The sequence below is a fragment of the Pseudomonas sp. BNK-7 genome (genome assembly GCF_048072025.1).
Classification (GTDB): domain Bacteria; phylum Pseudomonadota; class Gammaproteobacteria; order Pseudomonadales; family Pseudomonadaceae; genus Aquipseudomonas; species Aquipseudomonas danubii.
In genome coordinates this window covers 5,220,188-5,242,077 of record NZ_CP182252.1, presented here as the reverse complement: position 1 = coordinate 5,242,077, position 21,890 = coordinate 5,220,188, and the positions used below count along the sequence as shown (strand labels likewise).

General features: G+C 64.1%; 17 protein-coding genes. 5 read left to right on the top strand and 12 right to left on the bottom strand.

From position 1 onward, the window contains the following. From ACMGF8_RS23700 to ACMGF8_RS23690, 3 genes are all read left to right on the top strand, one after another. A complete protein-coding gene (locus ACMGF8_RS23700) occupies positions 1-765 on the top strand; it encodes an IclR family transcriptional regulator (protein ID WP_102864931.1) in 765 nt (254 codons plus the stop codon). Between the two features lie 47 nt (positions 766-812). After that, a complete protein-coding gene (locus tag ACMGF8_RS23695; protein ID WP_102864932.1) occupies positions 813-2,030 on the top strand; it encodes an amino acid deaminase in 1,218 nt (405 codons plus the stop codon). Between the two features lie 117 nt (positions 2,031-2,147). Next, positions 2,148-3,065 carry a sugar kinase gene (locus ACMGF8_RS23690; protein ID WP_102864933.1) on the top strand — a complete coding sequence of 306 codons (918 nt, stop codon included), beginning with the start codon at positions 2,148-2,150 and terminating at the stop codon, positions 3,063-3,065. Positions 3,066-3,150: 85 nt separating this feature from the next. Here the strand turns inward: ACMGF8_RS23690 and ACMGF8_RS23685 are convergent, their stop codons facing one another. From ACMGF8_RS23685 to ACMGF8_RS23630, 12 genes are all read right to left on the bottom strand, one after another. After that, positions 3,151-3,426 carry a peptidylprolyl isomerase gene (locus tag ACMGF8_RS23685; protein WP_011061856.1) on the bottom strand — a complete coding sequence of 92 codons (276 nt, stop codon included), beginning with the start codon at positions 3,424-3,426 and terminating at the stop codon, positions 3,151-3,153. A gap of 51 nt (positions 3,427-3,477) precedes the next feature. Beyond that, positions 3,478-6,018 (bottom strand): hybrid sensor histidine kinase/response regulator, encoded by a 2,541-nt coding sequence (locus tag ACMGF8_RS23680; RefSeq protein ID WP_102864934.1) that lies wholly within the window; start codon positions 6,016-6,018, stop codon positions 3,478-3,480. A 342-nt stretch (positions 6,019-6,360) separates the two neighbouring features. After that, positions 6,361-8,316 carry an acetoacetate--CoA ligase gene (locus ACMGF8_RS23675; RefSeq protein ID WP_416757355.1) on the bottom strand — a complete coding sequence of 652 codons (1,956 nt, stop codon included), beginning with the start codon at positions 8,314-8,316 and terminating at the stop codon, positions 6,361-6,363. Positions 8,317-8,485: 169 nt separating this feature from the next. Then, the gene (hbdH, locus tag ACMGF8_RS23670; RefSeq protein WP_102864936.1) at positions 8,486-9,259 is read right to left on the bottom strand and encodes a 3-hydroxybutyrate dehydrogenase; all 774 of its coding nucleotides are present in this window, start codon (positions 9,257-9,259) and stop codon (positions 8,486-8,488) included. Between the two features lie 7 nt (positions 9,260-9,266). Next, the gene (locus ACMGF8_RS23665) at positions 9,267-10,658 is read right to left on the bottom strand and encodes a GntP family permease (protein ID WP_102864937.1); all 1,392 of its coding nucleotides are present in this window, start codon (positions 10,656-10,658) and stop codon (positions 9,267-9,269) included. A 320-nt stretch (positions 10,659-10,978) separates the two neighbouring features. Continuing rightward, complete coding sequence (locus ACMGF8_RS23660) at positions 10,979-12,397, bottom strand: sigma-54 interaction domain-containing protein (protein ID WP_102864938.1); 1,419 nt, start codon at positions 12,395-12,397, stop codon at positions 10,979-10,981. A gap of 233 nt (positions 12,398-12,630) precedes the next feature. After that, on the bottom strand, positions 12,631-14,205 hold the full coding sequence (locus tag ACMGF8_RS23655; protein WP_416757352.1) for an ABC transporter ATP-binding protein: 1,575 nt from the start codon (positions 14,203-14,205) through the stop codon (positions 12,631-12,633). Between the two features lie 14 nt (positions 14,206-14,219). After that, the gene (locus tag ACMGF8_RS23650) at positions 14,220-15,242 is read right to left on the bottom strand and encodes an ABC transporter permease (RefSeq protein ID WP_102881500.1); all 1,023 of its coding nucleotides are present in this window, start codon (positions 15,240-15,242) and stop codon (positions 14,220-14,222) included. Beyond that, on the bottom strand, positions 15,242-16,306 hold the full coding sequence (locus ACMGF8_RS23645; RefSeq protein ID WP_102864941.1) for a microcin C ABC transporter permease YejB: 1,065 nt from the start codon (positions 16,304-16,306) through the stop codon (positions 15,242-15,244). The genes ACMGF8_RS23650 and ACMGF8_RS23645 overlap by 1 nt, the downstream gene beginning before the upstream one ends. Further along, positions 16,306-18,168, bottom strand: coding sequence for an extracellular solute-binding protein (locus ACMGF8_RS23640; RefSeq protein ID WP_102864942.1), 1,863 nt, complete (start codon positions 18,166-18,168; stop codon positions 16,306-16,308). The genes ACMGF8_RS23645 and ACMGF8_RS23640 overlap by 1 nt, the downstream gene beginning before the upstream one ends. Positions 18,169-18,299: 131 nt before the next feature. Further along, positions 18,300-18,581: a peptidylprolyl isomerase gene (locus tag ACMGF8_RS23635; RefSeq protein WP_007924449.1), complete on the bottom strand. Its 282-nt coding sequence runs from the start codon at positions 18,579-18,581 to the stop codon at positions 18,300-18,302. Positions 18,582-18,793: 212 nt separating this feature from the next. Continuing rightward, complete coding sequence (locus tag ACMGF8_RS23630; RefSeq protein ID WP_416757346.1) at positions 18,794-19,885, bottom strand: 3-deoxy-7-phosphoheptulonate synthase; 1,092 nt, start codon at positions 19,883-19,885, stop codon at positions 18,794-18,796. A 639-nt stretch (positions 19,886-20,524) separates the two neighbouring features. Between ACMGF8_RS23630 and ACMGF8_RS23625 the strand changes: the two genes are divergently transcribed. Both ACMGF8_RS23625 and ACMGF8_RS23620 read left to right on the top strand, forming a co-directional pair. Next, entirely contained in the window at positions 20,525-21,280 is a 756-nt protein-coding gene (locus tag ACMGF8_RS23625; RefSeq protein WP_416757344.1) for a carbon-nitrogen hydrolase family protein, read from the top strand. Beyond that, positions 21,280-21,714, top strand: coding sequence for a GNAT family N-acetyltransferase (locus ACMGF8_RS23620; RefSeq protein ID WP_305949913.1), 435 nt, complete (start codon positions 21,280-21,282; stop codon positions 21,712-21,714). The genes ACMGF8_RS23625 and ACMGF8_RS23620 overlap by 1 nt, the downstream gene beginning before the upstream one ends. Positions 21,715-21,890: the final 176 nt, after the last annotated feature.

The following is a 21,890-nucleotide window of genomic DNA, read 5'->3' as shown; positions in this document are numbered from 1 at the left end:
ATGAGTGAAGACAGCATCAAGCGCCGGGCCAAGGGCCTGGATCGGGCCTTCGATATTCTCGATTTCCTCAAGGAGATCGGCCAGCCGCTGCGACCCAACGATATCGCCAAGGGCATTGGCAGTCCCAAGTCCACGGTCTATGAGCTGGTGGCGTCCTTGCTGGAGCGGCGGGTGCTGGAGCCGGTAGGCAAGGACGGTCATGTGTACCTGGGCCGCCAGCTGTATTTTCTCGGGCAGGCTCATTTGCGCCATTTCGATCTGAGCCGCGAGGCTGATCAGGCGTTGCAGGAAATTGTCAGCCAGACCCGGGAAACCGCTCAGATGTGCCTGCTCAACGGGCGCAAATACACCGTGGCGCTGATGAAGGAGGGCGAGCGGAATTTCCGCATTACCTCGGACATTGGCGAGAACGCGCCGATCCCCTGGACCGCCTCCGGGCGGTTGCTGCTGGGGCATATGAGCGATGAGCAGATCGTCGAGATGATCGATGACCAGGACTTCATGCTGCCTAATGGTGAGCGGCTGCCGCTGGCGACCTTCCTCAAGGAAATCCGTCAGGCCACCGAGGAGGGGTTCTTTTCCTTCGACAGCGTCGCCGACACCTTCACCCATTGTTTTGCCGCGCCGGTGCGCGATGAGCGCGGGGTGTGCATCTGCACCCTGTGCATCGTCGCGCCGAGGGCCGATGCGCAGAGCCATTACCAGGAATACCGCCGGGTGCTGATCGACAGCGCCAACCGCCTGGCCCGGCGTATCAACGATTGATGACAGTGTCGCGGCTGTGCGCAGCCGCCTTGATAAGGAGTGCCAACATGTCTTCCGCTTTGAATCTGCCCCTAGTGGAAAAGGGCGCCGCTGCTATCGGCGCGAGTCTGCTGAGCGACGTCAGCCTGCCGGCCCTGGTGCTGCACCGCGAGGCGCTGGAACACAACATTCGCTGGATGCAGAAGTTTGTCAGTGACAGCGGCGCCGAGCTGGCGCCCCACGGCAAGACCAGCATGATGCCCGCGCTGTTTCAGCGGCAGTTGGACGCCGGCGCCTGGGGCATCACCCTGGCCACGGCAGTACAGACTCGCGCCGCCTACGTCCATGGCGCGCGCCGGGTGTTGATGGCCAACCAACTGGTGGGGGCGCCGAACATGGCGCTGATCGCCGAGCTGTTGGCGGATGCCGATTTCGATTTCTATTGCATGGTGGATCACCCGGACAACGTGGCCGATCTGGGGGCGTTTTTCGCCCAGCGCGGCGTCACCCTCAAGGTGATGATCGAGTACGGCGTGGTGGGCGGTCGTTGCGGTTGCCGCAGCGAGCAGGAAGTACTGGCCCTGGCCAAGGCGATCCAGGCGCAGCCAGCTTTGGCGTTGTGCGGTATCGAAGGTTACGAAGGGGTGATCCACGGCGACCAGGCCATCAGTGGCATTCGGCAGTTTGCCGATTCCCTGGTGCGTCTGGCGGTGGATCTGCACAACGATGGTTTGTTTGCCATCGAGCGGCCGATCATCACGGCTTCGGGTTCGGCCTGGTACGACCTGATCGCCGAGTCCTTCGAGACCCACAACGCCAAGGGGCGTTTCCTCAGCGTGCTGCGTCCGGGCAGTTATGTCGCCCATGACCACGGTATCTACAAAGAGGCTCAGTGCTGTGTGTTGGATCGACGCAGTGATCTGCACGAAGGCCTGCGTCCGGCAATGGAAGTCTGGGCCCATGTGCAGTCGCTGCCGGAGCCGGGCTTTGCGGTGGTGGCCCTGGGCAAGCGCGATGTCGCCTATGACGCTGGCTTGCCGGTGCCGCTGCGACGTTACCGCGCTGGAGCCGAGGCCGGTGCCAGTGATGATGTGGGGGCGTGCAAGGTGACGGCGGTGATGGATCAGCACGCGTTTCTCACCGTGGCGCCGGGAGTGGAGCTGCGTATTGGCGACATCATTTCCTTTGGTACATCGCACCCGTGCCTGACCTTCGACAAGTGGCGCACCGGTTTGCTGGTGGATGAGCGCCTGCAGGTGATCGAGAGTCTGGAAACCTGCTTCTGAACGTAGCAGCCGGCTCGCCGACGAACAGACCCCGGGTTAGGGCGCAACTCTGAGGACGCTTTCGTTGGCAAGCCAGGTTCTACTAGCTGGTGTGTGCTTTGAGGGGAGGTCAAGAACATGAACGGGAAGCAGCGCATTGCCGCCATTGGCGAATGCATGATCGAGCTGCAACAGCGTCACGACGGCAGTCTGCTACAGAGCTTTGGTGGCGATACCTTGAACACTGCGGTGTATCTGTGCCGGGAGCTCGGGCAGCAGGCGCAGGTGGATTACGTGACCGCCCTGGGCTACGACAGCTTCAGCGATGCCATGTGCCAGAGCTGGGCGCAGGAGGGTATCGGCCTGGGAAAGGTTCAGCGCCTGCCCGGGCGTTTGCCGGGGTTGTATTGCATTCAGACCGATGCCCGGGGGGAGCGGCGTTTTCTGTATTGGCGCAATGAGGCGGCGGTACGGGACTGCTTCAACACCGCGGCGGCGGGGCCGATCCTGGCGGACTTGTGCGATTACGATGTGTTGTATTTCAGCGGCATCACCCTGGCGGTGCTCGGGGAGGTGGGACGCAAAAAGCTGATTGACCTGCTGGTGGAAGCGCGCATCCGTCGGGCGCAGATCGTGTTTGACAACAACTATCGGCCAAGGCTCTGGGCCTCGGTGGAGCAGGCGCGAGTGGCCTATCTGCAGGTACTGGAGCATGTGGATCTGGCGTTGTTGACCCTGGAGGACGAGCAGGCGCTGTTTGGCCATGACTATGCCCATGGCGTGTTTGCGGCCTACCCGAACATTGCCGAGGTGGTGGTCAAGCGCGGGGCGGATTCGTGCCTGGTGCGTTGCGGCGGCGAGAGTCATGAGATACCGGCGCTGCCAGTGGCGCAGGTGGTGGACACCACGGCGGCGGGAGACTCCTTCAGCGCGGCTTATCTGGCCTGTCGTTTGCGCGGCGGCAGCCCGGTGCAGGCCGCAGAGGCCGGGCATCGATTGGCGAGTCGGGTGATTCAGCATCCCGGGGCGTTGCTTCCCCGGGAGCCCGCGTTGTAGGAGCCGGCTTGCCGACGAACAGGCCTTTGCCGGTTGCGGGCGCTTGGGCTGGCACGCCAGCTCCCACAGAACGGGGCTTGAGTGGTCAGTCGCGGAAGAACACCTGCACCAGGTGATAGCCGAATTTGCTCTTGATCGGGCCGTGCACGGTGCGCAGGGGCTTCTTGAAAATCACCTGATCAATGGCGCCGACCATCTGCCCCGGACGCACTTCCCCCAGGTCGCCGCCGCGCTTGCCCGACGGGCAGGTGGAGTATTTCTTGGCCAGCACGTCGAAGGCTTCGCCCTTGGCGATGCGCTGCTTGAGCTGCTCGGCTTCTTCGGCGGTTTTCACCAGGATGTGGCGGGCTTGGGCTTTCATGATGGCGTGACCTTGTAGCGGGAAATCGGCGGCCGCGGATTATGCCTGAATTCAGGACTCGCGGCCGATCATCTGGCGAATCTTCTGCGCCAGTTCTTCGATGGAAAACGGCTTGGCCATCAGGTCCATGCCCGGTTCCAGAAAGCCCTGGCGCTCGGCGGCCTTTTCCGCGTAGCCGGTCATGAACAGTACCTTGAGCCCCGGGCGCTGTTGGCGGGCGATCTCCGCCAATTGTCGGCCGTTCATGCCCGGCAGGCCGACGTCGGTCACCAGCAGGTCGACGCGCAGTGGCGAGTCCAGCAATGGCAGGGCGCTGCGTGCATCCTCGGCCTCGATGGCGCGGTAGCCCAGTTCGCTGAGGACGTTGAGCACCAGCATGCGCACCGCCGGGTCGTCCTCCACCACCATCACGCTTTCCCCGGCCATGGCCTGGGGCGCCGCGCTGCTGCCCGTGGGTTGCAGCGGTTCCAGGGGCGCGTTGTGCAGGCGCGGCAGGTACAGGCGCACACAGGTGCCCTGGCCTGGCTCGCTGCTGATGGTCACGTGTCCGCCGGACTGCTGAGCAAAACCATAGATCATCGACAGCCCGAGGCCCGTGCCCTGGCCGATGGGCTTGGTGGTGAAGAAGGGGTCGAAGGCCTTGGACAGAATCCGTGGGCTCATGCCGGCGCCGTTGTCGCTGACCCCCAGCATCACGTAGTCGCCGGCCTTGACCGGCTCCAGGGTGCTGATGTCGCTGCCGTCGAGGTAACTGTTGGCGGTCTCGATCAGCAGTCGGCCGCCGTCGGGCATGGCGTCGCGGGCGTTGATCACCAGATTGAGCAAGGCGTTTTCCAGCTGGCTGGCATCGGTGTTTACCGGCCACACCTCGTCCGCCAGTTGCATCTGCAGCTGGATGTGTTCGCCCTTGGTGTGGTTGAACAGCTCCTGCAGCGAGCGCACCAGCTGGTTCGGGTCCAGGGGCTGGCGGTCCAGGGACTGGCGTCGGGAGAAGGCCAGCAGGCGGTGGGTCAGGGACGCGGCACGTTTGGCCGAGGACATGGCGGCTTCGGTAAAACGACCGATCTCATCGCTGCGGCCGTTGTCGATGTAGCGCTGCATCAGGTCCAGGCTGCCGATGATGCCGGTGAGCATGTTGTTGAAGTCGTGAGCGATGCCGCCAGTGAGTTGGCCCACGGCCTCCATCTTCTGTGCGTGGCGCAGGGCGTCCTCGGCGCGCTCGCGTTCGAACATTTCGTTCTGCAGGCGCTGGTTGACGGCGGCCAGCGCCTCGGTGCGGCGGTTGACCCGTTCTTCCAGGGTTTCGTTGAGGTTGCGCAGAGCCTCCTCGGTCTGTCTGCGCTCGGTTTCATCGATGACGAAAATGTAGAAACCGTTGATGGCACCGTCGGCGCCATGGCGGGGCAGGTACTTCATCAGGGCATGGCGCGGGCGGCCGTCGCGGTGGGGCGAGTTGGCTTCGAAGCTGCAAGGCTTGCCCGCCAATGCGGCGGCAATGTTCTCGGCGCGGGTGGCGTAGATCTCGTCGCCCACCACTTCGCGGATGGTCTTGCCGTACAGCTCCTGCGGGGTCAGGCCGTACCAGTCCAGGTAAGCGCTGTTGTTCAGGCGAAAGCGCTCTTCGCGGTCGACGTAACCGATCAGCACTGGCATGGCGTTAATGATCAGTTGCAGTTCGGTCTGGCTCTGGCGCAGTGCTTGCTCCATCTGTTTGCGCTCGGTCAGGTCCAGGGCGGCGCCGAGAAAGCGCGTCGGCCGGCCGTGGTGATCCTTGTAGCAGCGACCCCGGGCGAACACCCAGCGCACCTGGCCGTCGGCCAGTTGCAGGCGGTATTCCTCGGCGTATTCGCTGCCCTGGGTGATGCAGTGCTTGATGCTCCGGGCCACCATGGCCCGGTCTTCCGGGTGCACGCCTTTGAGGTACTCACTGATGGGCAATTGTCGGGATAGCTGCGGGTTGACGCTGTGCAGCTGGGCAAAATGGGTATCGGCGATAAAGCGATCTTCGCCAATGTCCCAATCCCAGGTGCCCACCGCATCGGTGGCCGCCAGGGCCAGTTGCAGGCGCTCCTCGGTCTCGTGCTGGGCCCGCAGGCTGTCGTCGGAGCGCTGCTGCAGTTCGAGGGCGATGCGCCGGCGCTCGTTGGTCTCGATGGCGGTCACCAGGATTCCGGCAACGTCGCCGCGTTCATCGCGGATCGGGCTGTAGGTCAGGTCCAGCCACAGGTCGTGTGCAGTACCGTCGCTGCGTTGCAGGCTGAAGCGCTGCTCGCTGAAGCTGCGCACCTGGCCGTTGAGCACCGCGCGGTAGACCGGGTCGGTGAAGTCCATCAGCTCTGGCCAGATCAGGTGCGCCGGCTGGCCGAAGGCCTGGGGGTGCTTGTTGCCTGCCAGCAGGGCGAAGCCGTCGTTGTAGATCTGGGTCAGCTCGGAGCCCCACAGCAGCAACATCGGCATCGGCGAATGGATCACGATGTCCACGGCGGTGCGCAGGCTCTGGGGCCAGTGGCCGGATTCACCGAGGGCCGTGGCGGACCAGTCCAGACGGGCTATCAGGTGGGCGGCTTGGCTGCCGGAGTGGGGGGCATTCATGTCGGGTGTGTCCTGGGCGCAGCGGTGTTACGCGGCAAGGTCATGGCTCGCGTACTGGAAAAGTCGCATGGACATGCCGTGCATATTCAAACGGATGGAGTGTAGGTGTTTCTGGCGGGGTTATTTTCACCTGCTTTTGCGGCAGATGACCAGTCTAGAGGGGCTGAACGGTCCCTGTAGCCGCTGCCGCAGGCTGCGAACGCTCTGGGCGGCACTGCGTCGCAGGAAGCGCTGCTCTTGAGATCGCTGAAGGTCCTGCGGCCCTTTGCGCAGCCTCGCAGGCTCGGCAGCGGCTACAGGTCCTGCGTCGCGAAGGGCTGCGCCGACGGTGGTTGGCCGTCGTCAGTGGCGCAATTCCTCGCGGTCGCGGAACTGCTCCAGGGCTTCGGGGTTGGCCAGGGCGTCGGTATTCTTCACCGCCAGGCCATGCACCACATTGCGCACCGCCAACTCCACGATCTTGCCGCTGATGGTCCGGGGAATGTCGGTCACTGCGAGGATCTTCGCCGGCACATGGCGCGGCGTGGTGTTGCTGCGGATCACCTGGCGAATCCGCTCCTGCAACGGCTCATCGAGCACCACGCCATCCTGCAGGCGTACGAACAGCACCACCCGTACGTCATGCTCCCAGCTCTGGCCGATGGCCAGGCTTTCCAGCACCTGTTCCAGCTTCTCCACCTGGCGGTAGATTTCCGCGGTGCCAATCCGCACTCCACCCGGGTTGAGCACCGCATCCGAGCGTCCGTGAATCAGCCAGCCGCCATGGGGCAGCTGTTCGGCGTAGTCGCCCTGGGCCCAGACCCCGGGAAACAGGCTGAAATACGAGGCCTTGAGCTTGCTCTGGTCCGGGTCGTGCCACAGGCCTACGGGAATACTCGGAAAGTGCCGGGTGCACACCAGTTCGCCTTTTTCGCCGGTCACCGGCTGGCCCTGGTCGTTCCACACTTCGATGGCCATGCCCAGGCTCTTGCCCTGCATCTCGCCACGGCGCACCGGCTGGATCGGGTTGCCGGCGACGAAACAGGCGACGATGTCGGTGCCGCCGGACATCGAGGCCAGGCACAGGTCGTTTTTGATCTCGCGGTACACGTAGTCGTAGCTCTGTGGCGACAGCGGCGAGCCGGTGCAGAGCAGGGTCTTGAGGCTGTCCAGGCGGTGGCTGAGGCGCGGTCGGCTGCCGGCCTTTTCCAGGGCGGCCAGGTACTTGGGGCTGGTGCCGAAGACGCTGATGCCTTCGCTATCGATCAGGTCGATCAGGCGCTCGTTGGTGGGATGGAAGGGCGATCCGTCGTAGAGCACCAGGCTGGCGCCGGTGGCCAGGGCCGAGACCAGCCAGTTCCACATCATCCAGCCGCAGGTGGTGTAGTAGAACAGCCGCTCGCCGGGCCCCAGGTCGGTGTGCAGGCCGTGTTCCTTGAGGTGCTGCAGCAGCACCCCGCCAGTGCCGTGGACGATGCACTTGGGCACCCCGGTGGTGCCGCTGGAATAGAGGATGTACAGCGGATGGGCGAAGGGCACCGGGACGAATTCGGGTTCGCCGCCTGACTGATAGAAATCGTCCCAGAGGCTGATCCGGGCCTGGGTACGGTAGTCCTCGACCCGGGCTTGCTGACGGGCGTAGGGCACGATGAGCAATTGCTCCAGGGACGGCAGGCGCTCAAGGATCTCGTTGACCTTGGCGGTCTGGTCGATGTCCTTGCCGGCGTAGCGATAGCCGGCGCAGGTGATCAGCACCTTGGGTTCGATCTGGCCAAAACGGTCGATCACCCCCTGGGTGCCGAAATCCGGCGAACAGCTGGACCACACCGCGCCGAGGCTGGTGCTGGCCAGCATGCCCACCAGGGTCTGCCAGGTGTTGGGCAGGCAGGCGGCAACTCGGTCGCCGAGGCCGACCCCGGCAGCCCGCAGGCTGCGCTGCAGGCCGGCGACCTGGGCCGCCAGTTCGGCGTAGGTCAGTGGTTCGCGCTGGCCGTTCTCGTTGATCGCCACCACCGCCACGGTGTCGTCCCGGCGCTTGAGCAGGTGCTCGGCGAAGTTCAGCGTGGCCCCTGGAAACCATTGGGCGCTGGGCATTTGCGGGCCTTCGCGCAGCACGGATTCAGCGGGCTGGTGAAAGCTGACCTCGAAGAAGTCGACGATGGCCTGCCAGAAGCTTTCTCGCTGGTCGATGCTCCACTGGTGCAGGGCGGGAAAGTCGGACAGGTTGAGGTCGTGACGGTGATTGACCAGGCGCCGGAAGGCTTCCATGCGGGTCTTGCTGATGCGCTCGGCGCTGGGTTGCCAGAGTATTTCGGACATGGGATGCCTCTTGTTTTTCTTGCTTTGCACGCAAACCGATTCTAATGCCGGATGCTCTGTAGCCGCTGCCGCTGGCTGCGATCGGCTCTGCAGGAGACGTGCTCTTGAGGGCCTAGGAAGGCGCTGCGCGCCTTATCGCAGCCTATGGCAGCGGCTACAGGGCGCGGGGTTATTGCGCCAGCCAGCCGCCGTCGATGTTCCAGGCCGCACCGCGCACCTGGGCGCCGGCTTCGCTGCACAAAAATAGCACCAGCTCGCCCAGTTGCGACGGGGTGACGAACTCCAGGGACGGCTGCTTTTCCGCCAGCAGATCATGCTGGGCCTGTTGCGGGTCAGCCCCGGCCGCCACCCGGTCGTCGATCTGCTTCTGCACCAGCGGGGTCAGCACCCAGCCTGGGCAGATGGCATTGCAGGTGACGTTGCTGGTGGCGGTTTCCAGGCCCACCACCTTGGTCAGGCCGATCACCCCGTGTTTGGCCGCGACATAGGCGGCCTTGCCTACCGAACCCACCTGACCGTGCACCGAGGCAATGTTGACGATCCGTCCCCAGCCCTTGGCACGCATCCCCGGCAGCCCCAGGCGGGTGCTGTGGAACACTGAGGACAGGTTGATGGCGATGATCGAATCCCAGCGCTCCACGGGGAATTCCTCCACCGCCGCCACGTGCTGGATGCCGGCGTTGTTGACCAGGATGTCGACGCCGCCGAACTCCCGTTCGGCGTAGGCGAACAGCTCGGCGATCTGTGCCGGGTCGCTGACGTCCGCCGGGTGATGGCCGACCTGGCCGCCGAACTGTGCGACCTCGGCGATGGCCTTCGAGGCATCGCCGAAGCCGTTGAGAATCAGCTTGGCCCCGGCCTTGGCCAGGACCCGGGCGATGCCCAGGCCAATGCCGCTGGTGGAGCCGGTGACGAGGGCGGTCTTGCCAGAAAGAGTGGTCATGAATACCTCACACAATGCCGGTGGCGTAGAAAGTGGCGATGACGACGAAGACCGCCAGGGTCTTGATCAGGGTGATGCAGAAAATGTCCTTGTAGGCTTCGCGGTGGGTCAGCCCGGTGACCGCCAGCAGGGTGATCACCGCGCCGTTGTGGGGCAGGGTGTCCATGCCGCCGCTGGCCATGGAGGCCACCCGGTGCAGCACTTCCAGGGGAATGTTGGCGGCATGGGCGGCGCTGATGAAACTTTCGGACATGGCCGCCAGGGCGATGCTCATGCCCCCCGAAGCCGAGCCGGTGATGCCCGCCAGCAGGGTCACAGTAATGGCTTCGTTGACCAGTGGGTTGGGAATGTTTTTCAGCCAGTCCGCCAGCACCAGAAAGCCCGGCAGGGAGGCGATCACTGCACCGAAACCGTATTCCGAAGCGGTGTTCATGGCGGCCAGCAAGGCGCCGCTGACCGCGCTCTTGCTGCCCTCGGCGAGCTTGCTGCGAATCGCCGAGAAGCCGCACACCAGCACCATCAGGATGCCCACCAGCAAGGCCGCCTGCACCGCCCAGATGGCGGTGAGCTTGGCGATTTCGCTGGTCACCGGGGCGGCCATGCCCGGCAGGCTGAGGCTGTGGGTCTTGCCGTACCACTGGGGAATCCAGTGGGTGAACAGCAGGTTCATGATGCCCACCAGCAGCAGCGGCGACAGCGCCAGCCAGGGGTTGGGCAGTTTCAGGTCTTCGGCGGTTTCCGGCTCGTTGCGCAGCTCGGTGCCGTAGCCTTCACCGGCCTTCTGCGCCTTGTTGCGCTGGCGCTGCAGGAACAGCATGCCGGCGCAGAACACGAAAATGGTGCCGATCACGCCCAGCCAGGGCGCGGCCCAGGCGGTGGTGTTGAAGAAGGTGCTGGGGATGATGTTCTGGATCTGCGGGGTGCCGGGCAGGGCGTCCATGGTGAAGGAAAATGCACCCAGAGCGATGGTGGCCGGGATCAGGCGCTTGGGGATATTGCTCTGGCGGAACATCTCGGCGGCGAACGGGTAGACCGCGAACACCACCACGAACAGCGAAACCCCGCCGTAGGTCAGCAGGGCGCAGACCAAAACGATCACCAGTATCGCTTGGCGGGTGCCCAGTAGGCGGATCGCGGCGGCGACGATGGAGCGCGAGAAGCCCGACAGCTCGATCAGCTTGCCGAACACCGCGCCCAGCAGGAACACCGGGAAATACAGCTTGATGAAGCCGACCATCTTCTCCATGAACACCCCGGTAAAGGCGGGCGCCACGGCGGACGGATCGGTGAGCAGCACTGCGCCGAGGGCGGCAATGGGGGCAAAGAGGATGACGCTGTAGCCACGGTAGGCCGCCAGCATCAGCAGCGCCAGGGCTGCCAAGGCAATGATCACACTCATGGTGTGTCTCTCCAGGATTGTTATTGTTGTCGGGTGTTGCGTGTGGAGAGCGTTATAGCGAGAACTGTGCCAGTTAGTTAACTTATTGAAATATAAGAACTTTTTAAATATATCGACGGTGATTTATCCAGATATTCTCTGATTGGAGACAGTGAGGCGAGGGAGCTTGCTCCCGCTTTAGTGTGCAGCACTCCTCATGCCGGCCACCGGGTTGTGTCAGAAAGACCGCAATCACTGGGTTTGGCGCCGCTGCGCGGCCCAGCGGGAGCAAGCTCCCGCGCCACACAAGCGGTTGTCTCTGAATTGGGATTTTTGTCTCGTTATTGAGACTCGGCAATCCCCAGGGCCGCCATCTTCTTGTACAGCGTCGAGCGACCCAGCCCCAGGCGCCGGGCCGCTTCGTCCACCTTGCCGGCGCATTGCGCCAGGGTGGCGCTGATCAGTTGCCGCTCGAACCGTTCCCGGGCCGCGGCGAAGGTTTCCTGGCTCGGCGACTCGGCGGGCAGCGGGGCCGCATGGCGTTGCGCCGGGCTGAAGCTGCCGATTGCCGCGCGAATGTCCGCGGCAGTGAGTATCAGGTCGTCGCTGAGCAGCGCCGCGCGCTCCAGCACGTTGCGCAGTTCGCGGATGTTCCCCGGCCAGGCATGTTGCGCCAGCAGGGCCAGGGCTTCGCGATCCAGTTCATGCTGGCTGCGCAGTTCTTCGAGAATCCCTTCGCTCAGGGCCGGCAGGTCGTCCAGGCGTTCGCGCAGGGCCGGCACCTGGATCGGCAGCACGTTGAGCCGGTAGTACAGGTCGGCGCGGAACTCACCGCGCTTGATCGCCGCTTCCAGGTCGGTGGAAGTGGCGGCGATCACCCGCACATCGCTGTGGATCACTTCGTTGGAGCCCACTGGTTCGAACTCTTTTTCCTGCAGCACTCGCAGCAACTTGCTTTGCAGGGGCAGGGGCATGTCGCCGATTTCATCGAGGAACAGGGTGCCGCCCTGGGCGATCTGCAACTTGCCGGCGCGGCCCTTGCGGTCGGCGCCGGTGAAGGCGCCGGGGGCGGTGCCGAAGAACTCCGCCTCCAGCAGCGCCTCGGGAATCGCCGCGCTGTTGATGCTGACAAAGGGCTTGTGGGCCCGGGGCGAAGCAGCATGGATGGCCTGGGCCAGCAGCTCCTTGCCGGTGCCGGTTTCGCCTTGCAGCAGTACTGGGGATTCGGCGCTGGCGCTGCGTCGGGCCCGGCGTTTGACTTCCAGGCTGGCGGCGCTGGTGCCGATGAAATGGGCGAAGTTGTACTTGGTCTGCCGGGCCCGCAACAGAGAGCGGGTGGAGGCCAATTCTTCCTGCATGCTCAGGTAGCGCTTGAGCATCGGCGACAGGCTGCGCAGTTCGTCGAACAGGGCAAAGCCGATGGCGCCGATCACCGTGCCGGCAGCGTCGTGGATCGGCAGGCGCATCACCACCAGCGGTTCCTTGGGGGTGTCCTGCATGTCCAGCAGGATCGGGCGGCCGGTGCGTACCACCTCCCGCAGCAGGCTGCCGGGGATCACGCTTTCGCAGGGCTTGCCGATGGCGAAGGCCGCCGATTCCAGGCCGAAGCGCCGGGCGTAGCGCTCGTTCATCCAGACGATATTGGCGTCGCGGTCGACGATCACCGTGCCTTCGCTGGACTGCTCGATGATCTCGAACAGCGAGCGGATCGCCAGTTGGCGCACACGCTGGTAATCCTTGAGGCTTTCGCTGTCGTTCATGGCGGCATCCTGAATATGGGCGCGGCGATTATGCCGCAGTCTGCCCCGGTTGTTGCGCTGTAGCCGCTGCCGAGCCTGCGAGGCTGCGCAAAGGGCCGCAGGACCTTCGGCGGCCTTGAGGGCAGTGTCTGCTGCGCAGCCGTTCGCAGCCTGCGGCAGCGGCTACAGGATGCAGCATCTGTAGCCGCTGTCGAGCCTTGGCGAGGCTGCGAAAAAAGGACGTCGGCGGCGGGTCAGCCGGGGTGGGCGGCGGCCAGCAGTTCCTGGGTGTAGGGGTGTTGCGGGTTGGCGAATACTTCATGGCTGGCACCGCGCTCCACCACCTGGCCGTCCTTGATCACGATCATGTCGTGGGCCAGGGCCCGCACCACCGCCAAATCATGGCTGATGAACAGGTAGGTCAGGCCGTACTTTTCCTGCAACTGGCGCAGCAGGGCCACCACCTGTTTCTGCACGGTGCGGTCCAGGGCCGAGGTCGGTTCGTCCAGCAGGATCAGCGCCGGTTTGAGCACCAGGGCTCGGGCGATGGCGATGCGCTGGCGTTGGCCGCCGGAGAACTCGTGGGGGTAGCGGTGGCGGCTGTTGGGATCGAGGCCGACTTCCTCCAGGGCGCGGATCACCTGTTCGTCGCATTGGCGGGCGTCGTACTGGCTGTGCACTTCCAGGCCTTCGCTGATGATCTGCGCCACCGACATGCGCGGGCTGAGGCTGCCGAAGGGGTCCTGGAACACCACCTGCATCTGCTTGCGCCAGGGCCGCAGTTGCTTCTGGTCGAGGCCGTCCAGGGCCTGGCCCTGGAAGCGGATGCTGCCTTGGGAATCCAGCAGCCGCAGGATCGCCTGGCCCAGGGTGGACTTGCCCGAGCCGGACTCGCCGACGATGCCCAGGGTCTTGCCTTGCTCGACGCTGAGGCTGATGTCGTCCACTGCCCGCAGGTATTCCTTGCGCCGGAAGAGGCCGCCGCCTATCTGGAAGTCAACGCTGAGATTGTTCACCTCCAGCACGGTTTTGCGGCTGTCGCGGCACAACGGTCGCCCCTCGGGCTCGGCGTGCAGCAGTTCGCAGCTGTAGGGATGTTGCGGGGCGTTGAACAGGGTGTCGCAGGCGGCTTGTTCGACGATTTCCCCGGCCTTCATCACGCACACCCGCTGGGCGATGCGCCGCACCAGGTTGAGGTCGTGGCTGATCAGCAGAAGGGACATGCCCAGGCGCTGTTGCAGGGATTTGAGCAGCAGCAGGATCTTGCGCTGCACGGTCACGTCCAGGGCGGTGGTGGGTTCGTCGGCAATCAGCAGCTCCGGCTCGCAGGCCAGGGCCATGGCGATCATCACCCGCTGGCGCTGGCCGCCGGAAAGCTGGTGCGGGTAGGCCTTGAGTCGCTCCTTGGGTTTCTGGATGCCCACCAGTTCCAGCAGTTCGAGAATCCGCGCCTGGGCCTCCTTGCCCCCCAGTCCCCGGTGCAGGAGCAGGGTTTCGCCGATCTGCTTCTCTACGCTGTGCAGCGGGTTGAGGGAGGTCATGGGCTCTTGGAAGATCATGGCGATGCGGTTGCCCCGCAGTTTTTGCAGGGTTGCCGGATCGCAGCCCATCAGCTCCTGGCCGCGGTAACGCACGCTGCCGGAGCTGCTACAGCCGGTCTGCGGCAGCAGTTGCAGGATCGAGTGGGCGGTCACCGACTTGCCCGAGCCGGACTCGCCCACCAGGGCCAGGCATTCGCCGGGACGGATGTCCAGGCTCAGGTCGCGGACCACGGTCTGTTCGCCGAAGGTGACCTTGAGCTGGCGGATTTCGATAAGGTTGTCAGGCATTTCTACAGTCCGCTTCAAGATCGTGGATCAAAGGCATCGCGCAACGCTTCGCCGATAAACACCAGCAGCGAAAGGATCAGCGCCAGGGTGAAAAACGCCGTCAGCCCCAGCCATGGCGCCTGCAGGTTCTGCTTGCCCTGGCCGATCAACTCGCCCAGGGAAGCGCTGCCGGCGGGCATGCCGAAGCCGAGGAAGTCCAGGGCGGTGAGGGTCGAGATGGCGCCGGTGAGGATGAACGGCAGGTAGCTCAGGGTGGCGTTCATGGCATTGGGCAGGATGTGCCGCAGGATCACCTTGCGGTCGCTCAGGCCCAGGGCCCGAGCGGCCTTGACGTACTCCAGGTTGCGCCCACGGAGGAACTCGGCGCGTACCACGTCCACCAGGGCCAGCCAGGAGAACAGCGCCATGATTCCCAGCAGCCACCAGAAGTTCGGCTCGACGAAGCCCGAGAGGATGATCAGCAGGTAGAGCACCGGCAGCCCGGACCAGACTTCCAGCAGGCGCTGGCCCAAGAGGTCGACCCAGCCGCCGTAATAGCCTTGCAGGGCACCGGCGGCGATGCCGATCAGGGCGCTGATGGCGGTCAGCGCCAGGGCGAACAGGATCGACACTCGGGCGCCGTAGATCACCCGCGCGGCCACATCCCGGGCCTGGTCGTCGGTGCCCAGCCAGTTGACCTGGCTCGGCGGGCTGGGGGCCGGCTGGGTCAGGTCGTAGTTGGGCGTGTCTTCGCTGAAAGGGATCGGCGGGAACAGCAGCCAGCCACCGTCTTTGCGGATCAGTTGCTGCACGTAGTCGCTGCGATAGTCGGCCTGGAACGGCAGCTGGCCGCCGAATTCCTGCTCGGTGTAGCGCTTGAACACCGGGAAGTACAGCGAGCCCTGGTAACTGACCACCAGGGGTTTGTCGTTGGCGATCAGCTCGCCGCCCAGGGTCAGGATGAACAGGCCGATGAACAGCCACAGCGACCACCAGCCGCGGCGGTTTTTCTTGAACCGGTCCAAGCGTCGGCGGGCGACGGGAGAAAGCTTGAGCATCAGGCATTCCTCGCGGCGAAGTCGATACGCGGGTCGACCAGGGTGTAGCACAGGTCGCCGATGAGTTTTATCAGGAGGCCAAACAGGGTGAAGATGAACAGCGAACCGAACACCACCGGATAATCTCGCGACACCGCCGCTTCGTAGCTCATGCGCCCCAGGCCGTCGAGGGAGAAGATCACCTCGATCAGCAAGGAACCGGCGAAAAACACGCTGATAAAGGCCTGGGGAATCCCCGAGACCACCAGCAGCATGGCGTTGCGGAACACGTGGCCATAGAGCACGCGGCGCTCGCTCAGGCCCTTGGCCCGGGCGGTGACCACGTACTGGCGGGTGATCTCGTTGAGGAAGGAGTTCTTGGTGAGGATGGTCAGGGTGGCGAAGCCACCGATCACCAGGGAGCTGACCGGCAATACCAGGTGCCAGAAGTAGTCGGCGATCTTGCCCAGGGTGCTCAGTTGCTCGAAGTTGTCCGAGACCAGGCCGCGCACCGGGAACCAGTTCAGCGAAGTGCCGCCGGCGAACAGCACGATCAGGAACATGGCGAACAGAAAGGCCGGCATGGCGTAGCCGATGATGATCGCGGTGCTGCTCCAGATGTCGAAATGGCTGCCGTGGTGCACCGCCTTGCGAATCCCCAGGGGGATCGACACCAGGTAGGTGATCAGGGTCGCCCAGAGACCGAGGGAAATGGTCACCGGCATTTTCTCCAGGATCAGGTCGGTGACCGTGGCGCCGCGGAAGAAGCTCTTGCCGAAGTCCAGTTGGGCGTAGTTCTTGAGCATCAGCCACAGGCGTTCATGGGCCGGCTTGTCGAAGCCGTACTGTTTTTCGATGTCCTGGATCAGCTTGGGATCGAGCCCGCGGCTGGCCCGGGAGCCGCTGCTGCTCATGGCATCGGCGGAGCCGCCGACGCTGCCGCCACCACCAATGCCTTGCAGGCGGGCGATGGCTTGTTCCACCGGGCCGCCGGGGGCCGCCTGGACGATGACGAAGTTGACCAGGAGGATGATCAGCAGGGTCGGAATGATCAGCAGCAGGCGCCGCAGAATGTAGGCCAGCATCAGTGGCGTCCTCCGGGTTTGCCACGGCGGATCAGCTCGGCGGCCATCTGTTCATTGGTCAGCGCGGTGCTGCTGACTTCCCACCAGCTTTCGATGGCTTCGTCGTTGCTCGCCGGCACCTTGGGCCTGCCGAAGCGGTTCCACCACACCGTGGAGGTGCCTGGCGGGTAGTAGTTGGCGATCCAGTAGTAGTTCCACTGCAGCACCCGGTCCAGGGCGTGGGCGTAGCGCAGCATCTCCGGCTGGCTGGTGGCCTTCACCAGGCCGTTGAGCAGGCGGTCCACTGCCGGGTTCTTGAGCACCATGTAGTTGTTGGAACCCGGATCGTTGGCCGCCGCCGAACCGAAGTAGTTGTACAGCTCCATGCCCGGCGAAGTGGTCACCGGGTAGCCGGTGACGATCATGTCGTAATCCCGGGCCATCAGGCGGTTGACGTACTGCGAGGAGTCGATGCGACGGATGTTCAGGCTGATGCCGATCTGCGCCAGGTTGCGCTTGTAGGGCAGCAGCAGGCGCTCGATGGAACCTTGGGTGATGAGGAAGGTGAAACTCAGGGGCTCGCCTTCGGCGTTGACCAGTTTGTCGCCTTCGGCTTTCCAGCCGGCCTGTTCCAGCAGGGCCAGGGCTTGCAGTTGCTTGTCGCGGATCACGCCGCTGCCGTCGGTTTTTGGCGCTTGGAAAACCTGGGTGAAGACTTCGTCGGGGATCTGTCCGCGCAGGGGTTCGAGGATCTTCAGCTCCTCGGCGTCCGGCAGGCTGCGGGCGGCCAGGGGCGTGTTGGAGAAGAAGCTCTGCTGGCGGATGTAGAGGTTGCGCATCATCTGCCGGTTGCTCCATTCGAAGTCCCAGAGCAGGGCCAGGGCCTGACGCACCCGGCGGTCCTGGAACACCGGCCGGTCGAGGTTGAACACGTAGCCCTGGGCCGGTTGCGGCGCCGACTGGGCCAGGTGGGCCTTTTGCAGGCGACCGTCGTTCAGGGCTGGGCTGTCGTAGCCGATGGAATAGCCGGTGGCGGAGAACTCTCGGTTGTAGTCGTAGGCGCCGCCACGCAGCACCTGGCGGGCGACATCGATGTCGCCGAAGTACTCGACGCTGAAATGGTCGAAGTTGTACAAGCCGCGGCTCACCGGCAGGTCCTTGCCCCACCATTCGGGGTTGCGGGCGAAGGTGATGCTGTTGCCCGAATCCACTTTGGCCACGCGATAGGGGCCACTGCCCAGGGGGGCTTCGTAACCGCCGCCACCCGCGAAGTCGCGACTCTTCCACCAGTGTTCGGGGAACACCGGCAGGGTCGCGATATCCAGGGGCAGGGTGCGGTTTTCATTGCTTTTGAAGTCGAAGCGCACCACGCGTGGCGATTCCACGGTGACGCCTTTGACGTCCTCGAACTGGGTGCGGTAGCGCATGCTGCCCTGGGTCATCAGCAGGTCATAGCTGTAGCGCACGTCCTCGGCGGTGATCGCGGTGCCGTCGGCAAAGCGCGCCTTGGGGTTGAGGTAGAAGCGCAGCCACAGGCCGTCTTCCGCGCGTTCCATCTTTTCGGCCACTAGGCCGTAGACGGTGTAGGGCTCATCCAGGGAGCGTAGGGCCAGGGGCGAATAGACCAGGCCGTCGAGCTGGGAAACGCCGATACCTTTGTCTATATAAGGCAGCACGTGGTCGAAGCGCCCGATCTCGATGGCCGAGCGGCGCAGGGTTCCGCCCTTGGGGGCCTGGGGGTTGACGTAGTCGAAGTGGCTGAAGCCCTGGGGATACTTGGCCGGTTCGCCGTAGACGGTCATGGCGTGTTGCGGTGCCGCCTGGGCACCCGCGGCGCCCAGTAGCAGGACGGTGAAAAGCACAGTGGAGGAAAGCAGTCGCATTGTCAGCCTTAGGAGCCGGGTGATCGATGACCACGATTTGTACGCTAGCGGCGCGTGACTGGCCAGCCGCTTTCACAAACACAACGGCCCACCAGGAGGCGGGCCGTTGAGCAGACGCAGTCGCGAGGGGATCAGTCCTGGCGGCTGGTGACTTCCAGCAGGTGGTAACCGAACTGGGTTTTCACCGGACCTTGCACGACGTTCACGGGAGCGCTGAACACCACGGTGTCGAATTCCTTGACCATCTGGCCCGGGCCGAAGGAGCCCAGGTTGCCGCCGTCACGGCTGGACGGGCAGGTGGAGTTCTTTTTAGCGACTTCGGCGAAGTCGGCGCCGGCTTCGATCTCGGCTTTGAGTTCGTTGCACTTGGCTTCGCTGGCAACCAGGATGTGACGGGCAGTGGCTTTGGCCATGGATGTTGCTCCTTTCAAGAAAGTTGAGAGCCTACCGGATTCAGGTGGCTATTTCTTCTCAAAGTTCCTTCAAGGCGTTGCCGTCTGGCGCCTTCGCGGGCAGCCACGCTCTTGCGGGCGCGGCGGGTATTACAGAAGCCGGCTTGCTGGCGAAGAAGTCGCTGCTCTTGGGGACGTCTTCGCTGGCAAGCCAGTGCCTGCAGCAGGGGCGGTCAGGCGGGGACGGCAGCGACCTTGTGTGCGTGCTGCAGTTGCTGCGCGGCATTGCGCAGCAATTGCTCGGTCACGCTCCAGCCCAGGCAGCCGTCGGTCACGGAGACGCCGTAGCGCAGCTGGCCGCTCAGGGGCTGGCAGCCTTCGAACAGGTGGCTTTCCAGCATCACCCCCATCAGCGAAGTGTCGCCCTGCAGGCGTTGCTCCAGTACGTCGTTGAATACCGCCGGTTGGCGCAGTGGGTCCTTGCCGCTGTTGGCGTGGCTGCAGTCCACCATGATCCGCGCCGGTATCTTTAGCTTGTGCAGGTCGCGCTGGACCTGGGCCACGCTCTGGCGGTCGTAGTTCGGGCCGCTGTGGCCGCCCCGCAATACCAGATGAGTGTCGGGGTTGCCCGGAGTCTGGATGATCGCCGGATGGCCCTGGCTGTCGACGCCGAAATGGCGGTGGGGGTGGGCAGCCGAACGCATGGCATCACAGGCGATGGCGACGCCGCCGTCGGTGCCGTTCTTGAAGCCTACGGGCATCTCCAGGCCGCTGGCCATCTCGCGGTGGATCTGCGATTCGGTGGTGCGGGCGCCAATGGCGACCCAGCTCAACAGGTCGTCGAAGTAGCCGGCGGCCATGGGCTGCAGCAATTCGGTGGCAATCGGCAGGCCCAGGCGCAGCATTTCGCGCATCAGCTCCCGGGACAGGGTCAGGCCGCCGGCCATGTCGTCGCTGCCATCCAGGTCCGGGTCGTAGGCCAGGCCTTTCCACCCCACGGTGGTGCGGGGTTTTTCGACGTAGGCGCGCATCACCAAGAGCATCTGGTCGCTCACTTCTTCGGCCAGGCGGGCCAGGTTGGCGGCGTATTCCAGGGCTGATTGCGGGTCGTGGATGGAGCAGGGGCCGACTACCACCAGCAGGCGCTGGTCGCGGCCTTCGAGAATGGCGCGTACCGCCTGGCGGTGGGCGGCAACTTGCTGGCTCAGGGCCAGAGACAGCGGCAATTGCTGCTTGAGCTCCAGAGAGCTGGGCAGGCGCTGGGTCAGGGTTTCGTTGGCGCTGACGTGGGCGGACAGGGGCAGAGCGGATACGGACGAGTTCATGTTCGGTCTTCCTGGGCGGGCGGCGGGTGATGTCCCGCGCGCGGCCCTACTGGGGTGTTCGACAATTGGCCGTACTGGCCACAAGTGTGCAATTGCCACCGGTAGGTGACCGATCGGAGGCGGCAGGCTGTCCCGAGCGGAGGCTGCTAAATCGCCAGGTGGAGAACATGTCGTAGCGGTAATAGGTGGCGTAGTTCATGGGGAAAATCCTCGGTAAGTTCGGTATGTCGCTGAAAGTCGTGGTTGAAAACGTCGAGCCTGAAAAAACAAAACCCCCGGTCGGGAGGCCGACCGGGGGTTGAGAATTCTCTGGTAGGCGACCCGTTAAAGTGGGCGCCGGTTGGGTATCAGGCGCGCCAGTGGCTAAACCAATACCCAAAATAAAAGCTCGCCGGAGCACTGGTGCCGTTGACCCGAGCAGCCGCAACCGAACGCAGTGCGCTGGCGGTGTGGCGATGCAGGGAAAGGGTCTGGGACAACATGAGTTTCTCCGTGAAGTGGGGCGAGCTTACTCGAGGCCGGGGCCGCGATTCAATCAGTAATTTCTATGAGAGCTGATGCAATGAGCCATGGATTAAGCCGTGAAAGGATTTATGCCACACTCGCCGCTGCCTCTCGTTGTCTCGCCAAGGAATGTCCATGACCGTGCTGACCCTCGCTGCCGCCCAATCGGTGTCCATTGCTGGAGACTTGTCGGCGAATCTGGCCCGACATCAGCATTTGATGGGGTTGGCAGCGCAGCAGGGGGTGCAGTTGCTGGTGTTTCCTGAACTGTCCCTGACTGGCTATGAACCGCAGTTGGTCGCTGAACTGGCGCTGCCGCCCGACTCCCCGCGGCTGCAGCCACTGCGCAATCTGGCCCGCGAGTTGAAGCTGACGACGGTGGTGGGCATGCCGATTCGCTTGTCCGTCGATGGCCCGGTGCTGATTGGCGCACTGGTGCTGGGGGCGGACGGCTCGCTGGCGGTTTATAGCAAGCAGCATCTGCACCCTGGAGAGGAGCGATTTTTTGCTCCGGGTAGCGGTGGCGCGCCGTTGCAGTTGGGGAATGAGGTCCTGGCCTTGGCGGTATGCGCGGATTTCTGTCATGCCAGCCATGTGCAGGCTGCGGTGGACGCTGGCGCCGGCATCTACGCCGCCGGGGTGTTGATCAGTGAAGGCGGGTATGCCATCGACAGTGCTCTGTTGCAAGGATATGCCCGGGACCACGGGATACTGGTGCTGATGGCCAACCATGGCGGACCCAGCGGCGGCTGGTCCTGTGCCGGGCGCAGCGCAATCTGGAGCGCCCAGGGACAATTGCTGGGTGCTGTGGAAGGCGTCGGCGAAGCGCTGCTGATCGCCCGGCGCGATGGGGGGCAATGGCGGGTCGAAGCGCGGGCGGTTGCGGGTTGATGAGCGCCTTTCAATTGCGTCCGGCGGCTGAGGCGGATTTGGCCTTCGCCCGGGATCTGACTCGTTCCACGATGCTGCGCTATTACATTCGCAATGATCTGTTGTGGCTTGACGAGGCGTTTGATGTGGCGTGGAGCGGTCGCGAGAATCTTTTGATTTGCTCGGGGGCCGAGGTATTGGGGTTTGTCAGCTTGAGCAGGGACCTGCGCGCCGTCTACATCCGTGAGTTGCACGTACTGGAGGCGTGGCGGGGGCAGGGAGCCGGAGCCTGGACGCTGTTGCAGGTGATGGAAAAGGCCCGCTCGGAGCGGCGGGGCTTGTTGCGTCTGACTGTGTTCAAGGGCAACCCGGCACAGCGTCTATACGAGCGGGTGGGGTTGAAGGTGGTGGGTGAGGAGGAGTGCTTTTTGCGGATGGAATGCTCATGCGCCTAAGATTCTCTGGAAGGCTCCTGCGGCAATTGAGCGCAACCTTGTGGGTTCAATCCCGTTTGCTGTTCTTGCGGCCTGCCAGAGGTGGAAAGGTATGTGCGGGATCGAGCCTCTGCCAGTGGGAAAAGTGTTGAACCGATTTACCTTGAAGCTCGCGCCTGGCTTGGCTTGTGCGGCAA

What these genes read in the sequence shown, in the direction of transcription:
- ACMGF8_RS23640 (WP_102864942.1), bottom strand. Translation starts at nt 18,168, where the DNA reads ATGCGACTGCTTTCCTCCACTGTGCTTTTCACCGTCCTGCTACTGGGC.
- ACMGF8_RS23690 (WP_102864933.1), top strand. Translation starts at nt 2,148, where the DNA reads ATGAACGGGAAGCAGCGCATTGCCGCCATTGGCGAATGCATGATCGAG.
- ACMGF8_RS23625 (WP_416757344.1), top strand. Translation starts at nt 20,525, where the DNA reads ATGACCGTGCTGACCCTCGCTGCCGCCCAATCGGTGTCCATTGCTGGA.
- ACMGF8_RS23660 (WP_102864938.1), bottom strand. Translation starts at nt 12,397, where the DNA reads ATGAACGACAGCGAAAGCCTCAAGGATTACCAGCGTGTGCGCCAACTG.
- ACMGF8_RS23685 (WP_011061856.1), bottom strand. Translation starts at nt 3,426, where the DNA reads ATGAAAGCCCAAGCCCGCCACATCCTGGTGAAAACCGCCGAAGAAGCC.
- ACMGF8_RS23635 (WP_007924449.1), bottom strand. Translation starts at nt 18,581, where the DNA reads ATGGCCAAAGCCACTGCCCGTCACATCCTGGTTGCCAGCGAAGCCAAG.
- hbdH (WP_102864936.1), bottom strand. Translation starts at nt 9,259, where the DNA reads ATGACCACTCTTTCTGGCAAGACCGCCCTCGTCACCGGCTCCACCAGC.
- ACMGF8_RS23680 (WP_102864934.1), bottom strand. Translation starts at nt 6,018, where the DNA reads ATGAATGCCCCCCACTCCGGCAGCCAAGCCGCCCACCTGATAGCCCGT.
- ACMGF8_RS23675 (WP_416757355.1), bottom strand. Translation starts at nt 8,316, where the DNA reads ATGTCCGAAATACTCTGGCAACCCAGCGCCGAGCGCATCAGCAAGACC.
- ACMGF8_RS23620 (WP_305949913.1), top strand. Translation starts at nt 21,280, where the DNA reads ATGAGCGCCTTTCAATTGCGTCCGGCGGCTGAGGCGGATTTGGCCTTC.
- ACMGF8_RS23645 (WP_102864941.1), bottom strand. Translation starts at nt 16,306, where the DNA reads ATGCTGGCCTACATTCTGCGGCGCCTGCTGCTGATCATTCCGACCCTG.
- ACMGF8_RS23665 (WP_102864937.1), bottom strand. Translation starts at nt 10,658, where the DNA reads ATGAGTGTGATCATTGCCTTGGCAGCCCTGGCGCTGCTGATGCTGGCG.
- ACMGF8_RS23655 (WP_416757352.1), bottom strand. Translation starts at nt 14,205, where the DNA reads ATGCCTGACAACCTTATCGAAATCCGCCAGCTCAAGGTCACCTTCGGC.
- ACMGF8_RS23630 (WP_416757346.1), bottom strand. Translation starts at nt 19,885, where the DNA reads ATGAACTCGTCCGTATCCGCTCTGCCCCTGTCCGCCCACGTCAGCGCC.
- ACMGF8_RS23700 (WP_102864931.1), top strand. Translation starts at nt 1, where the DNA reads ATGAGTGAAGACAGCATCAAGCGCCGGGCCAAGGGCCTGGATCGGGCC.
- ACMGF8_RS23650 (WP_102881500.1), bottom strand. Translation starts at nt 15,242, where the DNA reads ATGCTCAAGCTTTCTCCCGTCGCCCGCCGACGCTTGGACCGGTTCAAG.
- ACMGF8_RS23695 (WP_102864932.1), top strand. Translation starts at nt 813, where the DNA reads ATGTCTTCCGCTTTGAATCTGCCCCTAGTGGAAAAGGGCGCCGCTGCT.